Source organism: Sphingobacterium zeae (genome assembly GCF_030818895.1).
GTDB classification, from domain to species: domain Bacteria; phylum Bacteroidota; class Bacteroidia; order Sphingobacteriales; family Sphingobacteriaceae; genus Sphingobacterium; species Sphingobacterium zeae.
On the sequence record NZ_JAUTBA010000001.1, the window covers coordinates 3879831 to 3895344 of the forward strand.

A 15514-nucleotide genomic window follows, 5' to 3' on the forward strand; every position below is an offset into this window, starting at 1 on the left:
CGGAGTAAAGAACTGGTACCCGCTTTGTAATTTATTCCAATACCACATTCTTATTGTACAGCGACTGACCACATTCCAAATCGCCCCTCACCAGCCACTTTTCAGTCAATTTTAACAACAAAAAATCCCCCTTGCCTATAACTACAAGGAGGATAAAATTAGAATATGTGGAAGGCTAGTTTTTTTGTTTAAAGGCATCTAAGCCACTTTGAAGGAAAGCTTTATACTCCGCTACATTATAGTTGGCTCCACTTTGAGGCACCAGTTTTTTGCCCGTTGGGTCGACAATTACATACAGCGGTTGCGAATTGCTATCGAATGTAGCTGCTTGAAAATCGCTGTTCTTCTTACCGATCGTATTGATCTTTTTACCACTGTATTTCGAAACAAATTGTTCGTTTGCAGCCAATGCTGTTTTATCGTCAACGAAAAGTTCGGCCATAACAAACTCTTCCTTCAACAATTTGGCTATCGCTTTGTCCGTCCAGACATTCGCTTCCATTTTACGACAATTAACACAGTTCCAACCCGTAAAATCAATTAATACAGGCTTGTTTAATTCTTTAGCCGTCGCTAATGCCTCTTCATAATCGTAATACGGATCAAATCCTTTCGGGGTACCCCTTTCATGAAAGATTTCAGCATATTTTTTAATTTTCCCGTCCGAATGCGCAATCCCGGTACTTACACCCGAAGATAAATCAAAGTCTTGTGTTGCCGATGGTGGTAAAAAAGCAGAAATCGATTTTAAAGGCGCACCCCACAAACCTGGAACCATATACACCACAAAAGAAAATACAACAATAGCCAAAATAGTCCGGGGAACCGATAGGAATTTCAGATCACTGTCATGGGAAAATTTGATCTTACCAATTAAATATAAGCCCATTAGCGCAAATATGGCAATCCAAAGCGACAGAAACACCTCTCTATCCAACCAATTCCAGTGGTAAGCTAAATCGACATTGGATAAAAATTTCAACGCTAAAGCGAGTTCCAAAAACCCAAGTACCACTTTTACACTGTTCAACCAACCACCCGATTTCGGTAAGGATTTAAGCATAGAAGGAAACATGGCGAACAAACCAAACGGAATCGCCAAGGCAATAGAGAATCCCAGCATACCAATCGCTGGTCCTAGCCTTTCGCCCTTCGAGGCTGCCTCCACCAGCAATGTGCCTATAATGGGCCCTGTACAGGAAAATGAGACCAGAGACAAGCTGAAAGCCATAAAGAATAAGCCCACTAAACCTCCTTTGTCTGATTTTGCATCCATTTTATTGACAAACGAACTTGGTAATGTAATTTCAAATGCGCCAAAAAAAGAAGCCGCAAACCCTATCAACAGCAAAAAGAAGATGAAATTGAAGATACCGTCAGTCGAAAGCGCATTGAGGGCATCTGAGCCGAATGAGATCGTGATGAGCATCCCCAAAGCCACATAGATCACTATAATAAACAATCCATATAATAGGGCTTTACTGATCCCATTTGCACGACTTCCCGACTGTTTGGTGAAATAACTCACCGTCAAAGGCAGCATCGGAAAAATACATGGCATCAATAACGCCGCAAAACCGCCTACTAGTCCTGCTATGAAAATACTCCACAACGACTTTTTGCCTTCGGCTTCGGGCTTGGCCGCTGCTGCAGCAGCTACTTTGTTCGGCTTATTTGCATTCGCATTGACTGAAGCAGTATCGGGCGATTCTTCAAAAGATAGTGAGTCGGGACTTATGCTGCCATCTGTAAATTCGATTCCTTCCATCGAATTTGTTGTGTCAGACTGGGCAAACATACCAAGCGGCACAATCAGGAACAATAAGAGGATAAATAGTTTGAAATTGACTTCCATGTTGTATTATTCTTAGGTATTAAATTGGTTTTTCAATAATGAAACCCGAGGAGCTAGAGACTCCCCGAGTTAACTATAAACATATGAAACTAAATCTTTTTTTAAGCACCAAATACTGGGTTTGGCAATCTGCAAATTGGTTGAAAACCTGAAAAATCTATGTCCGTAGAAAGGTATCCATCTTTTACAGGTTCCTCTTTCACTAAATCAGTACTGAGGTATTTTTTATTGTCATCACATAGCAGGGTCACTACAACAGCTTCATCGCCCAGCTCACGCTGTAATTTAATCGCTCCGATCACATTTGCACCTGAGGAGATTCCAACAGCCAGTCCCAATTGGCGCGATAACTTCTGTGCCATGATAATGGCATCGCCATCGTTGGCACAAACAACAGCATCAAGTTCATTTAGATCCACAATTGCAGGAATAAACTCATCGGAAATTCCCTGGATACGATGCGACCCCACCTTATGCCCTGTGGTTAATGTTGGACTTTCTGCGGGTTCCAATGGATGAACGCGGACATTTGGATTGACCTTTCTTAAGCTTCTGCCTACCCCCATGACCGTACCCCCCGTTCCTACACCAGCAACGAAAGCATCCGCCACCAATCCTTGCTCTTCCAACTGCTTCACAATCTCGTAACCTGTGGTTTTCTCATGCGCCTCAGCATTATATTGATTTTCGAATTGTCTTGGCAGAAAAACGCCACCTTTCGAAGCAAGTTCCTCACTTAAACGGATACTACCTAAAAAACCTCCTTCTTCTTTGCTTATCAGCTGAATATCGGCGCCCATACTGCGGATAATATCAGTACGCTCCTTGCTCAGCCAGTTTGGCATAATAATCTTTACTTGATGACCAAGCGCTTTACCGATTGCTGAAAACGCAATCCCGGTGTTGCCACTTGTCGCTTCAATCACCACATCACTGGGGCGGATCTGACAATTCATATACGCTTTATACAAAATATACAGCGCCATCCTATCCTTTATGCTGCCCGTTAAATTGTAGTTCTCACATTTTACGAAAATTCGCCCTGGTTTACCGCTATATGTATACTGCAATTCCAGCATAGGCGTATTTCCTACCAATCTCCAAAGATGTTTGAATCTCTTGTCCAACGTAGGCGACAAACACGCGCTTAATAATTCTTGTTCAGCCATTTTTAATAAATGATTATTCTGTTGCAAAATTGACTATTGACAAGATAATATTCAATATATGACTTTAATTTCGATAAAAATTAAGTAAAACAATATTAAAGACAGTAAATAATACAGAACAATAGTGTATTTTTACAGCAGTACCGAAAATATTCAGATTATGGAATTAGATGAAATCGATGTAAAATTATTGCGTCTCCTCCAGCAGGATGCATCACTGAGCAACAAAGCGCTATCTTTTGAACTCAATAAATCCATTGCAGCCGTTCACGAACGCGTTAGAAAGCTAAAGCGGTTGGGCTACATCAAAAAAACGGTGGCAATTTTGGACCGCCACAAGATAGGCATTGGGTTAATTTCCTTTTCTCAGGTCTTTCTCAAGGCGCATACTTTTGAAGTGTTGAATGAATTCGAAAAAGAAGTCGCTAAATTTCCCGAGGTGATGGAATGCTACCAAATGGCGGGTTCTTACGACTTTATGTTGCGTATCGCCACTAAAGATATGGATGCTTATCATATTTTTCTGCGGCATCGTCTGGCCGTACTACCGCAAGTAAATACCGTACAGACCTACTTTGTATTATCAGAAACTAAAAGCGAGACGGCCTACCCCCTTTAATCTTTGTCTTAAAAACCCAAGGAATATTGCTGTCATATGCAATAGCATTATTGCATATGACAGCAATGAAAAACTAATTAATCGAACAACAAGGTTCCTGTCACATTCCAGCTACTAAAACTTGTTCCTTCAGGAGCTCCCTGTGGAATCTGCACCTGCATTGTATGGTCACCGGCTTTTAAATCCCCCAGATCAATGTAGATGGGTGGTGTTACGGTACCCGGGCACCAATTGGAGCGGCTTAGATCGGATGAAGACAGACCTGTGGCAAAATTGCCTGAAGCTGGGTTTGACAAACGGTACGAGCCACAATCATTACGCCACGGCGTGTATTTAAAGCGTAATGAATTGTCTAGGAAAATGCGGTTTTCCTTCGGCACAAACTCATCACCATTGCCCCAGCCTCCATGCCCTGTGGTAATGTAGCGTAATTGCACGTTTTTAGCGTCCTGGTCCAAATGAAACGAAATAGTAAGACCTTTCTCCTTATCAAACATAGATCCATACTCCTGACCGCCCATTTCCATAACGTTGGTCGTCGTAAATAAAGACATCGTCTTTTTCAGACTGCCTTTTGAATCGGCATCGAAACCCGGATGCACCGTCAGCTCCACACTCACCTCATGTCCGTTTTTATCATAATTGCCAATGAAGGCGCCTACATAGACTTCCTGCTCGCTCAACAGACCAGCCAGTTCCGTCACGTCCTGACGGTACAGTACCGAGTCTTGCCAAACCTTATCCTTTAACTGAAGATAGTTAAACTGCTTAACACCAAAGGGTGTAAAGAAACGCATCAATTCAACAATAGGCTCAAAAGATGGCGTTTTCACAACGCCTTGATAAGCTTTACCATTTCCATTTTCGTACGTAGGCAGGGTACCCATACCATTTTTCATGCCATCCAAAAAGCTTTGCGCCTTGTTGGTCGGGATGATAAAAACTGATCCCGTACGGTCATAGGCATCACCCTTCGATTGTTCGACCAACTGCACAAATACATTATCGCTAGTCTTTATTTTTGGGATTTTCACCTTTTTTACCAAAACAGTCCCATTGGCAAAACGCAAAATAGAATCCGACTTTACATCATCCGCAAAACGTATGCACTCCTTCCGAAAAACAGGTATTTGGATAAAACGATTCTTCCAGATCAGATCTTTATACGAGAGTTCATCGTACAATTTTTCATTTCCTTTTAACCGCAGTTGATCTGGTATCGTCTTGACCTTTTCTACTTTGGTGGCAAAAGTCCGTGTATTCCCATTGCGGATTACCTCAAGTACCAAACCAAGGTCCTGACCAAGTTCCGTGGGTGCACCTTTTACGCCTAATTTATCGGTATACCAAACTTCTATTGTATTGGAATTGATGCTGGTCTCCACTTTTTTGCAGGGATAGCCCAAGATTGTTTTAGTCTCGTTTGTCGTGTTAAATTTTTGCTTCGAAAGTGCGAGCGAATCTTTGGTTAGAATGATTGATCCATCTTTGAGTTTAGCAATTTTAAGTACGGCATTTCCTCGGGCACGCTCCACCACAACCCGTTCGTATGGCGGCGCCAACTCTCCCTGCATTTCTTTCGCTGAACTAACAAAAGTTTCCTTTTTATTGGCATAGACGAGGATGGCATTTTGATTGGCAGCTGTATTCCCATTGAAACTTTGATTATATTGAATGACATAACTCGACAGCTTTTGCGCCTGCGAAGACAATGACAAACATAAAATAGACATAAAAAGAATACTTTTCTTCATAGCATGTGTATTGGTTTAGATGCAAAAATAAGAAAGGCTTTAGGAATTCCTAAAGCCTTTCTTATTTTATGCTAAAACGTTTATTTGATCAACCAGATATCCAAGAGGTAGAATACCGCAAAAATCACGGAGGCATACCCGTTGGTCGTCATAAAGTCGCGATTGACCCGACTTAAATTAGTCGATGAAAACAGGGTATGCTGGTAAATCAGCAAGGCACCGTAAAAAGCCACACCTAGATAATAAATCCAACCTACCGGCATCAAAAATGCTGGTATTAAAATAAAGATAAAAGATAACACATGCAGACCTTCCGAAACACGCATCGCTCCCTTCGTTCCCAACCACACGGGTATAGAATTAAGCTGATTGGCCCGATCAAACGCTTCGTCCTGCAACGCATATATAATATCAAATCCACTTACCCAGGTCAGCACGGCAAAGCCATAAAGCACCGGCACTGCTGCAAACTGCCCGGTAATCACCATATAGGCTCCTATTGGCGCCAACCCGAGTCCAGCCCCCAATACAAGGTGACATAGCGGTGTTATACGCTTCGTATAAGAATAGAAAAGTACCACAAAAAGTGCTACTGGCGACAGCATAAAACAAAGCGAATTGATAAAGTACGTCGCGCCTATAAAAATGAGGCAATTTACTAGTGTAAAAACCAGCGCATTATTCGCTGAAATCTTTCCCGCAGGAATATCACGCATGGCTGTCCTTGGATTTATCGCATCAATATCTCTATCCAGATAGCGATTGAATGCCATAGCAGCATTACGAGCCGTTACCATGCATACAAGCATCAGCACTAATAATTTCCACGAAAAGGCATGTTCCGTTGTATGCAATGCTAAAAAAAAGCCGATAAAGGCAAATGGCAATGCAAATACACTGTGTGCAAATAAAACTAAAGACAAATATTTTTTCATTCGAACTTAAAATCTAGGCTGAAACTGTCCGTTTCCATCCAGCTCAGGGGGAACAAATCGGCCGTTAACTTCAGCAATTGTATCCAAAATAGGCTCATGCCCCATTTTCTTTTCCGCCGAAGTAAGGAAAATCTGTGGTACCTCTTCAAACCATTGTAGCAATGATTTTTTAAACTTCGCAACATTAGCATCGGATTTCACAGCTGATTGCTTATCGGCTTTCGTAAAAACCAACATAAAGGGCAATCCGCATTCCCCAAGCCAATAGCAGAAATCCAGGTCAATCTTTTGTGGTTCATGTCGGCTATCCACCAACACGAAAACACATTGCAAATTATCCCGGTGAGTTAAGTATCTGCGGATGAATTTTTCCCATTCATTACGACTCGTCTTTGAGGCTTTGGCAAAACCATATCCTGGCAAATCCACCAGATACCACGTGTCGTCGATGATAAAATGATTGATCAACTGGGTCTTACCTGGCTTTTGAGAGGTTTTGGCAAGTCCTTTTTTGTTGGTCATCGCATTAATCAATGATGATTTACCGACATTCGAACGTCCGATAAAAGCATACTCCGGCAAAGTTGGTGCTGGTAATTTGTCAACTCTCGTGTTACTACACACAAATTCGGCTTTTTTCACTTCCATGGAGCAAAGGTACGTTAAATCAATCCCTTTGACAAGATTTGTACGGCTTCTATGCCATAAAAAAGCTTTATGTCCCATTTTATAAGATGAGGATCAAAATGTGCGCAATTATTTTTAACTTTCCATTCTAGGAACTGTCGAAATGACTACGCCACTGCCGAAAAAGTCACATCGTGAGCGGAATATTTACCATCGTGCCAATACAAGAAGCCGGTACACCTCTAAGATTTAAATATCGCTCAAAACAAATTTTTATGCAGTGCTGTAACAATTCAGCGGTAAATGATACTAACCTATCAATAGCAATCAGTCAATAAGCGATAGCATAGCTTTATCAAACTCAACGTAAGAATTAAAATCAAACCTTCAATACATGTTACTCGAAATCAATCATGTCACCAAAGATTACGCCAATCACCGGGCATTGGACGATGTTTCCATTCAAATTCCCAAAGGGAAAATTTTTGGACTACTGGGGCCCAACGGTGCCGGAAAAACATCACTAATCCGTATTATAAACCAAATTACAGCCCCCGATTCTGGTGAAATATTGTTTAATGGCGAGATTTTGGGCCCTAAGCACATTGCTCAAATCGGCTATTTACCAGAAGAGCGCGGGTTATACAAAAAAATGAAGATTGGCGATCAAATGCTGTATTTGGCACAACTAAAAGGGCTTAACAAGAAAGAAGCACTGCTGCGCATTCAAGATTGGTGCGAACGTTTGGACATCACCTCCTGGTGGGACAAAAAAATAGAAGACCTTAGCAAGGGAATGCAGCAGAAAGTACAATTTGTTGCTACAGTTATCCATCAACCGCAATTGATCATACTGGATGAACCCTTTTCAGGATTCGACCCGGTCAATGCCAATATCATAAAAGAACAGATACTCCGTTTGAATCAAGAAGGTGCAACCATCATCTTCTCTACGCACCGAATGGAAACCGTAGAAGAACTCTGTGATAATATTGCCCTGATCAACCGATCAAAAAAAATATTGGATGGTGCTGTGCAAACCATTAAAAAAGAATACCGTAATCAAACCTATAAACTAGAATATACAACAGCCGAAGATAATTTTCTTCTCTCCCTTAACCCCCAGTTTGAAGTCATCGACACAAAAATGATCGACAAAACATATATCACTACAATTCAGTTAAATAACAACATTCATATCAATGAAGTGTTAATGCATTTAATACCCCAGATACAGCTCAATCAACTCATAGAAATTGTCCCCTCGATGGCCGATATTTTTATTCAAAAAGTTACACAAGCCTCACCAATAGCCAACAATCATGCATAAAATATTACTTATTATCCAAAGAGAGTACCTGTCTAGGGTTAAGAAAAAATCCTTTATTGTCATGACCTTTGCCGTGCCACTGTTTTTCTTCGCCCTATATGCAGGCATGTTTTATCTCACTAAAAAGAGCTTTAAAGATTCGCACACCGAAGTCTTTGTCTTAGATAAACAAGGCGACTTTGCAAGCAAACTCCAAAGTAATAAAAATGTAAGTTATACAGTTAGCCCACTAAGTCTCCAAGCACAAAAAGCGCAGCTTGCGAAAAGTGAAGCAAAACAGTCGATCCTTTATATTCCCAAAGACATTTTATCCAGCCAAAAAGCGGAGCTTATTACGAGCGGAAAGACCAGTTTTGTCACACAGGAGATCATTACCGAGCAACTGGAAGAAATCATCCGTGAAAAGGAGTACAAAGCCAAGGGGATCGACCTAACCATCATCCAATCGATTAAACCTAAAGTGGCCATTGATGCCAAAGAAATAACAGCCGACGGTGAAGAAAAGAACAGCAATACCGCCATCGCGATGGGTCTGGGCGTTGCTTTGGCCATCTTAGTCTATCTATCATTATTTCTCTATGGAGCGCAGGTCATGCGAGGCATCATCGAAGAGAAAAGCAATCGCATCATCGAAGTTATTATTTCCTCTGTCAAACCCTTTCAGCTCATGATGGGCAAAATTGTCGGAATCGGTATGGTTGGCCTGACACAATTTGTCATGTGGCTGTTGCTTACGGGTGGACTATTTATTACCGCAACGATCTTATTTGTTAATCCTCAGGACATGCAGGAGGTAGCAGCGAGCCAGCCTGGAGGTGGTAACATGAGCACCGTTTCAAAAGCGATGGCGCAAAATGGATCAGCCGCCATCCTTAGTTCGATACAGAGCTTCAACTTTACCGAAGTCATCATTTTTTTCTTTCTATTTTTTATCGCTGGTTATCTATTGTACAGTGCGATTTTCGCAGCAGCCGGTTCTGCTGTCGATAATGAAACCGAGGCCAATCAATTCTCTATGCCCATTACCATGCCGTTGTTATTAACGTACATCCTTTCTTTCGGCGTTATTATCAATGATCCCAATGGTCCAATAGCAACGTGGTTGAGCTTTATTCCGTTCACCTCACCTATTGCCATGCTGGTACGCATACCTTTCGGTGTACCTTTGTGGCAGATCCTCACCTCATTGGCACTGCTCATAGTAACCTTCCTATTGGTGACTTGGGTTGCAGCACGGATCTACCGCGTAGGCATCCTGATCTATGGTAAGAAGGCAAATCTAAAGGAAATTATCAAATGGTTTAATTACAAAAGTTAGCTTCGGACAGCAGCAACTACATCGCGATAAATGCGACACAGGTATTGCCAAAGCTCAAAAAAGCCAAATTGCAAGCAATTTGGCTTTTTTGATAGTTTCACGCATTAGCTTCGATCCTACTGTGCAAGATCGGCACCTCAGGATCGTTCAACTAGTATCTTAATTTCAATTTTTTAAATACAAAATGCCACAACCATATCGGTCCAACCAATAAAAATTGGAGAAACTGCTGCCCGGTAATATTTCCTTTCTCCTTCCCTTTTCCGAGAAATAAGGCTATAATAGAAATTAGTGCGATGCCAAGACACACCCAAATGACCGCTGGCCCACCATCCCGCTGCACATGCTCCAATTGTACGATAAAGTAGCTCATACCCCCAATGGAGAATAATATCGCATAAGATAAGGTTGCCGACAGCTTTAAATAATAATAAATGACAATAGCAATGAAGAAAGAGCCCCAGTTTAAAAAAGTATGCCAATTGAGTTTTACCAGGAATTCAAATTGCGGAAATGGAATCATCCAGATCGCACCCATGATACCAAAAAATAATAAAGGTAAAAAGATGGCCTGAATCAGACGGTTAGTTGGATCCTGAAAATTAGCATCCAGCTCCGCAAAATACTTGTCTACGGGGCGTAAAGGTTCGGGTTCTTGCACTTTCTTCTTTTGTTTCATTCGGCAAATTTAACAAATATTGTGCATGCCTTACCCCTTTACACTAATAATATTCGCTATTTTTAGGTCTGCCGTAAGTCATGAAGCACCTTCGTGAACTACAACCTCATAACGGAGCAGATTTAATTGAATTTTTCGGATCATAAAAAAGCTCCAATCTGCTGATTGGAGCTTTTTTATTCGTGTTGAGCTTGAACTGTCTATTTTGCGTAAGACACCGATCTCGTCTCGCGGATAACAGTTACTTTAATTTGTCCGGGATAAGTCATTTCCGTTTGGATACGGTTAGAAATATCCGCGGCCAATATTTCCGATTGCGCATCTGATACTCTCTCACTTTCCACGATCACACGAAGCTCACGTCCAGCTTGTATCGCAAAAGTTTTTTCAACACCAGGGTAAGATAACGCCAGATCTTCCAGCTCTTTAAGCCGCTTAATATAGCTCTCTACCACCTCGCGGCGTGCACCCGGGCGAGCCCCAGAAATCGCATCACAGGCCTGAACGACAGGAGATATTAAGGCTGTCATTTCGATCTCATCATGGTGAGCGCCGATGGCGTTACATACATCGGGATGTTCTTTGTATTTCTCAGCAAGTTGCATCCCCAAAATAGCGTGTGGCAACTCAGGATTATCATCAGGTACTTTACCGATATCATGAAGTAACCCTGCGCGCTTTGCGTGCTTAACATTCAGACCAAGCTCTGCAGCCATTGTTGCCGCAAAATTAGCCACTTCGCGAGAGTGCTGTAAAAGATTCTGTCCGTAAGACGAACGGTAACGCATACGTCCTACCATACGGATCAATTCGGGGTGCAAACCATGTATACCCAAATCAATCGCTGTACGCTCGCCAATTTCGACGATCTCATCTTCTATTTGAGTCCGTGTTTTTGCGACAACCTCTTCAATGCGGGCTGGATGAATACGACCATCGGTTACCAAACGGTGTAAAGCCAGACGCGCAATTTCGCGTCGTACCGGATCAAAACCAGAGAGGATAATTGCTTCCGGGGTATCATCTACGATGATTTCAACTCCTGTTGCAGCTTCTAGCGCACGAATATTACGCCCCTCACGACCAATAATACGACCTTTGATTTCGTCGTTTTCGATATTGAAAATTGAAACGGTATTTTCGATAGCCGATTCAGTAGCTGTCCGTTGGATCGTTTGGATAACTACCTTCTTAGCCTCTTTAGTAGCCGTCAGTTTTGCCTCATCCACGATATCCTTGATTTGGATCATTGCTTGTGAGCGCGCTTCTTCACGTAAAGAATCCACCAATTGGTTTCTTGCTTCGTCGGCAGTTACGCCAGCGATGCTCTCCAGTTGCTTAATCTGTTGTAATTTTAAGGACTCTACTTCTTCGGATTTCTTTTCATTCAACTCAACCAACTTATCCAATTGCTTTTTCTTTGTATCCACCTCTTGCTTATCGCGGTTGATGTTTTCCAGTTTTTGGTTAATTGATTGCTCTTTTTGTCTCAACGTATTTTCCTTTTGATTGATGGCATTGTTACGTTGGTTCACTTCCTTTTCATGTTCAGATTTTAATTGAAGGAACTTCTCTTTAGCCTCCAACAGGCGTTTCTTTTTGATGAGTTCCCCTTCCTGCTCTGCATCTTTCAGTATGCTATTTACCTTATCTTTGGCTTCCTGTTCTTGTTTTTTAAACAACAGAACCAATAGATAACGACCTATAACAACACCAACAATCAGAGAAATTATGCTATAAATTGCGATGTCCATGTATGTATAATTGTATTATTTATGTTTGTTTTTATTAATTATATCCTAATCTGTGTTTCAATTCTCATAAAATCATCAATTGTCCTTTTCAATCCTGAGAGTTGATCTAGCCAATAGGTTAAGAGCGCTATGCGCTCCTGAGGACTTCATGACAAAAAAAAACCGCAATTAAATTTAAACAGGTATCATGTATTATTAAACTTCGAGATTACATAATTAGGCTTAGATTGTGACCCAGATGGCTTTCGCAAAATGGCCTATATCTTTTTGCGCCTGTAATATTGAAGCGTTAAGTTTAAAATAGTGACAACCCGAATTTAATTGCGGCAAATTCGTCGTTTAAGCTCTAAATATAAAGAACGTAAATTTATTTTTTAAAGAAATCCGTCAACAACTGATCAAGTTCCTGTACTGAATTTTCCAAACCCACTTCGTGATTTTGGGACTGTCGCTCGGCATTGAGCATACGCGTCGCAAATTGCAATACACACATGGACAACAAATCCTGCTTATCTCGCACAGTATAGTTTTCCTGCAATTCCTTTACTTTTTCATTTATCAATTTCGCAGCATGTCGAATTACTTCCTCTTCCGCGCTCTCCACACGAAGCGGGTAAACACGATCTGCGATATTTATTTTTATGGAAATTTCTCCCATTTCTTTGAGCTTTTTAACGTTGTATTCGTTTGAATGAATCCGACTTCACGTATCCTCACTACTTCAGCAAACTAATACACTTGTCTATTTCCCGCACAAAATCGTTAATTTTTTGTTTTGTGTCAAGTATTTTTTCATTAATTGCATCTTTATCCGTTTCTGAATCTAAAGTACGGGCCACCGCCAGTGCTTTAACCTTCTCTTCCAACTGCTTACTCTTATCGTTACTCGCATCGAAAGCTACTTTTAAAGATTGTACTTCTAATTTAAGCAAATCATTTTCTTCTTGCAAGACTTCGCACAATTGAATTAAATTTTTCGTTTTCTCAACGATCAGATTCATTTGTGAAGACAATGTTGCCATATTATAAATTGAATATTACCAATTAATGTTGTATCTCGCATTAACCACGCACTTCCGCGCCTAGTTCCTTCTCAAAATTAACAATTAATTTTTGAACTATCGCATCAATTTGCTTATCATTAAGTGTTTTTTCTTCGTCCTGTAAGATAAAGCTCAGAGCATAAGACTTTTTACCTTCCGGAATTTTGTCACCTTTATACACATCAAACACATTTACGGCCTTCAAAAGCTTGCGTTCGGTTTTCTGAGCGACAAATTGTAACTTATCAAAACTTACATTTTCATCGATCAATAGCGACAAATCTCGGCGTACAGCCGGGAATTTCGAAACTTCTTTATACTGAATACTGTTTTTACGAATGATTTTCATCAAAACATCCCAGTCAAAGTCAGCAAAGAAAACCTGCCCCTCCACATCCGCTTTTTTCAAATCGCTCTGGGCTACAGCACCAAAAGATACTAGGCATTTTTGGCCTTTCATATAGTTCAAGCCATAGGCAAAATGTGCGCTCGACGTATCTTGTATCTGAACACCTTCAATTTTCAGCCGTCTGACAAAGGTATCTACGGCTGCTTTGAGATGATAGAAATTGACCGCATCTTTCTTGCTATTCCATTGCTCTGGCTCATTTTTGCCTGCCATCGCAAAAACAAGATGCTGTGTTTCTTTATAACCTTCACCATCCAATGCATACGTCTTACCAAACTCAAAGAACTTTAGATCAAAATTTCTGCGCTTCTGATTATATTCAATCGCATTCAGCATCGAAAAAACCATATTTTGACGCATCGTGTCCAAATCCGAACTCAATGGGTTATACAACTTAACCGCTGTATCAATATCATCGACAAAATCTAGCTTCGTCAATGAATTGGATAGGATCTCACGAAATCCATTGGCGATGAGCAGATCGGCCAATTGATTTAAGACAACTTCCTTATCCGGCTTTTCAACCGTATTCAAAGATGCCCTAATTTGCGACTTCAACGCAATATTATTGTAGCCATAGATCCGTAATACCTCTTCGACAACATCTACTTCACGTGTTACGTCAACACGATAAGCCGGTACCAGCACATCAAGTCCCTCTTCCGTTTCAGCAGCCACCTCAATGCCAAGTGCAACAATAATGGACTTAATTTCTTGCGTTGGAATCGCCTGCCCGATCAAACGAATCACGTTTGCATAGCTAACGTGGAACGAAAACGGTTTGACCTCGACGGGATACTCATCTTTGAGCGTCGATGAAATTGTTCCACCCGCGATTTCCTGAATCAACAATGCCGCACGTTTCAACGCCTCAACCGTAATATTCGGATCAGTACCGCGTTCGAAACGGAACGAAGAATCTGTCTTTAAGCCATGCCTTTTAGCGGTCTTCCGTACAGAAACAGCATTGAAATAGGCCGATTCTAAAAATACATTGGTCGTTTCGGCTGATACACCTGAATGTGCGCCGCCAAAAACACCGGCGATACACATCGGTTTTTCCGTATCGGCGATCACTAAATCCTCAGCAGACAAGATACGCTCCACACCGTCAAGCGTAACAAATTTTTCACCTTCTGTCGCCAGGCGAACAACAACTTTATTCCCTGCAATTTTATCGGCATCAAAAGCATGCAGTGGCTGCCCTAAGTCGTGCAGGATATAATTCGTTACGTCGACAATAGTATTGATCGGACGTACACCGATCACATTTAATTTCTCTTTCAACCAATCTGGAGATTCGCCAACGCGAACACCAGTAATATTAATACCGCTGTAACGCGGGCAGGCCTGCGCATCTGCCACGACAACTGTCGTTCCCTCAGCCTCTCCGGCCGCGAATGCAGAAACATCTGTCTTTAAAAGTTGCGTACGAAAATGTGCAGCAATATCTCTGGCAACCCCCAAATGCGAAGCTGCATCTGCACGATTCGGTGTTAAACCAATTTCGTAACGGTAATCATCCTGGACCTTGAAGTGTTCTTTCACCAAAGTCCCTACAGCCACTTCAGCCGGCAACTCCACTATTCCTGCATGGGATGTACCTAAACCAATTTCATCTTCCCCGCACAACATACCTTCGGAAACTTCGCCACGAATTTTGGATTTAGTAATTTTAAAAGGCTCCCCTGTCAATGGATGACACGTAGTACCTACCGTAGCAACAATAACTTTCAAGCCTGTGCGGCAGTTTGGAGCGCCGCACACAATGTGCAACAAGTCCGGTCCGCCGACATCAACCGTAGTTACGCGCAATTTATCTGCGTTAGGATGCTGTTCACAAGTTTTCACTTCACCAACCACCAAGCCATCTAATCCACCAGGGATACTCTGTACAACGTCCAAAGCCTCTACTTCCAATCCTGTATTGGTCAGAATTAAAGAGAGTTCTTCTGGAGTTGAATCTATATTAACATGTTGTTTTAACCAATTATATGAAATATTCATCTCGAATTTGATTTG

The 15514-nt window shown here is 41.5% G+C and carries 13 protein-coding genes; 3 read left to right on the forward strand and 10 right to left on the reverse strand.

The window, feature by feature from the left end:
• Window positions 1–175 precede the first annotated feature (175 nt).
• Together QE382_RS16355 and QE382_RS16360 are read right to left on the reverse strand one after the other, a co-directional pair.
• Window positions 176–1855 (reverse strand): protein-disulfide reductase DsbD family protein, encoded by a 1680-nt coding sequence (locus tag QE382_RS16355; RefSeq protein ID WP_307186852.1) that lies wholly within the window; start codon window positions 1853–1855, stop codon window positions 176–178.
• 101 nt (window positions 1856–1956) lie between these two features.
• On the reverse strand, window positions 1957–3024 hold the full coding sequence (locus tag QE382_RS16360) for a PLP-dependent cysteine synthase family protein (protein ID WP_307186853.1): 1068 nt from the start codon (window positions 3022–3024) through the stop codon (window positions 1957–1959).
• 160 nt (window positions 3025–3184) lie between these two features.
• Here QE382_RS16360 and QE382_RS16365 point away from each other — a divergent pair, with 160 nt between their 5' ends.
• Window positions 3185–3643: an Lrp/AsnC family transcriptional regulator gene (locus QE382_RS16365; protein ID WP_370877880.1), complete on the forward strand. Its 459-nt coding sequence runs from the start codon at window positions 3185–3187 to the stop codon at window positions 3641–3643.
• Window positions 3644–3720: 77 nt separating this feature from the next.
• Here QE382_RS16365 and QE382_RS16370 read toward each other — a convergent pair whose 3' ends face one another.
• From QE382_RS16370 to yihA, 3 genes are all read right to left on the reverse strand, one after another.
• Window positions 3721–5397: a PNGase F N-terminal domain-containing protein gene (locus tag QE382_RS16370; RefSeq protein WP_307186854.1), complete on the reverse strand. Its 1677-nt coding sequence runs from the start codon at window positions 5395–5397 to the stop codon at window positions 3721–3723.
• A gap of 80 nt (window positions 5398–5477) precedes the next feature.
• Entirely contained in the window at window positions 5478–6332 is an 855-nt protein-coding gene (locus QE382_RS16375; protein WP_307186855.1) for a UbiA-like polyprenyltransferase, read from the reverse strand.
• Between the two features lie 6 nt (window positions 6333–6338).
• Window positions 6339–6980 carry a ribosome biogenesis GTP-binding protein YihA/YsxC gene (gene yihA, locus QE382_RS16380; RefSeq protein WP_307186856.1) on the reverse strand — a complete coding sequence of 214 codons (642 nt, stop codon included), beginning with the start codon at window positions 6978–6980 and terminating at the stop codon, window positions 6339–6341.
• 373 nt (window positions 6981–7353) lie between these two features.
• On the opposite strand from yihA, the gene QE382_RS16385 reads away from it, so the two are divergent.
• The gene (locus QE382_RS16385; RefSeq protein WP_307186857.1) at window positions 7354–8289 is read left to right on the forward strand and encodes an ABC transporter ATP-binding protein; all 936 of its coding nucleotides are present in this window, start codon (window positions 7354–7356) and stop codon (window positions 8287–8289) included.
• On the forward strand, window positions 8282–9607 hold the full coding sequence (locus QE382_RS16390; RefSeq protein WP_307186858.1) for an ABC transporter permease: 1326 nt from the start codon (window positions 8282–8284) through the stop codon (window positions 9605–9607). The genes QE382_RS16385 and QE382_RS16390 overlap by 8 nt, the downstream gene beginning before the upstream one ends.
• A gap of 151 nt (window positions 9608–9758) precedes the next feature.
• Here QE382_RS16390 and QE382_RS16395 read toward each other — a convergent pair whose 3' ends face one another.
• The 5 genes from QE382_RS16395 to pheT form a co-directional block, all read right to left on the reverse strand.
• A complete protein-coding gene (locus tag QE382_RS16395) occupies window positions 9759–10286 on the reverse strand; it encodes a DUF962 domain-containing protein (RefSeq protein WP_307186859.1) in 528 nt (175 codons plus the stop codon).
• A gap of 200 nt (window positions 10287–10486) precedes the next feature.
• Window positions 10487–12040, reverse strand: coding sequence for a ribonuclease Y (gene rny / locus QE382_RS16400; protein WP_293880924.1), 1554 nt, complete (start codon window positions 12038–12040; stop codon window positions 10487–10489).
• 367 nt (window positions 12041–12407) lie between these two features.
• Window positions 12408–12698, reverse strand: a complete 291-nt coding sequence (locus tag QE382_RS16405; protein ID WP_046675831.1) for a cell division protein ZapA — start codon at window positions 12696–12698, stop codon at window positions 12408–12410.
• Between the two features lie 58 nt (window positions 12699–12756).
• Window positions 12757–13062: a hypothetical protein gene (locus QE382_RS16410; RefSeq protein ID WP_209575649.1), complete on the reverse strand. Its 306-nt coding sequence runs from the start codon at window positions 13060–13062 to the stop codon at window positions 12757–12759.
• Between the two features lie 40 nt (window positions 13063–13102).
• Entirely contained in the window at window positions 13103–15499 is a 2397-nt protein-coding gene (pheT, locus tag QE382_RS16415) for a phenylalanine--tRNA ligase subunit beta (RefSeq protein ID WP_307186860.1), read from the reverse strand.
• Window positions 15500–15514 lie beyond the last annotated feature (15 nt).

Bases quoted from the DNA above. Each gene is read 5' to 3' on its own strand.
- QE382_RS16355 (WP_307186852.1), bottom strand. From the start codon at position 1,855: ATGGAAGTCAATTTCAAACTATTTATCCTCTTATTGTTCCTGATTGTG.
- QE382_RS16360 (WP_307186853.1), bottom strand. From the start codon at position 3,024: ATGGCTGAACAAGAATTATTAAGCGCGTGTTTGTCGCCTACGTTGGAC.
- QE382_RS16365 (WP_370877880.1), top strand. From the start codon at position 3,185: ATGGAATTAGATGAAATCGATGTAAAATTATTGCGTCTCCTCCAGCAG.
- QE382_RS16370 (WP_307186854.1), bottom strand. From the start codon at position 5,397: ATGAAGAAAAGTATTCTTTTTATGTCTATTTTATGTTTGTCATTGTCT.
- QE382_RS16375 (WP_307186855.1), bottom strand. From the start codon at position 6,332: ATGAAAAAATATTTGTCTTTAGTTTTATTTGCACACAGTGTATTTGCA.
- yihA (WP_307186856.1), bottom strand. From the start codon at position 6,980: ATGGAAGTGAAAAAAGCCGAATTTGTGTGTAGTAACACGAGAGTTGAC.
- QE382_RS16385 (WP_307186857.1), top strand. From the start codon at position 7,354: ATGTTACTCGAAATCAATCATGTCACCAAAGATTACGCCAATCACCGG.
- QE382_RS16390 (WP_307186858.1), top strand. From the start codon at position 8,282: ATGCATAAAATATTACTTATTATCCAAAGAGAGTACCTGTCTAGGGTT.
- QE382_RS16395 (WP_307186859.1), bottom strand. From the start codon at position 10,286: ATGAAACAAAAGAAGAAAGTGCAAGAACCCGAACCTTTACGCCCCGTA.
- rny (WP_293880924.1), bottom strand. From the start codon at position 12,040: ATGGACATCGCAATTTATAGCATAATTTCTCTGATTGTTGGTGTTGTT.
- QE382_RS16405 (WP_046675831.1), bottom strand. From the start codon at position 12,698: ATGGGAGAAATTTCCATAAAAATAAATATCGCAGATCGTGTTTACCCG.
- QE382_RS16410 (WP_209575649.1), bottom strand. From the start codon at position 13,062: ATGGCAACATTGTCTTCACAAATGAATCTGATCGTTGAGAAAACGAAA.
- pheT (WP_307186860.1), bottom strand. From the start codon at position 15,499: ATGAATATTTCATATAATTGGTTAAAACAACATGTTAATATAGATTCA.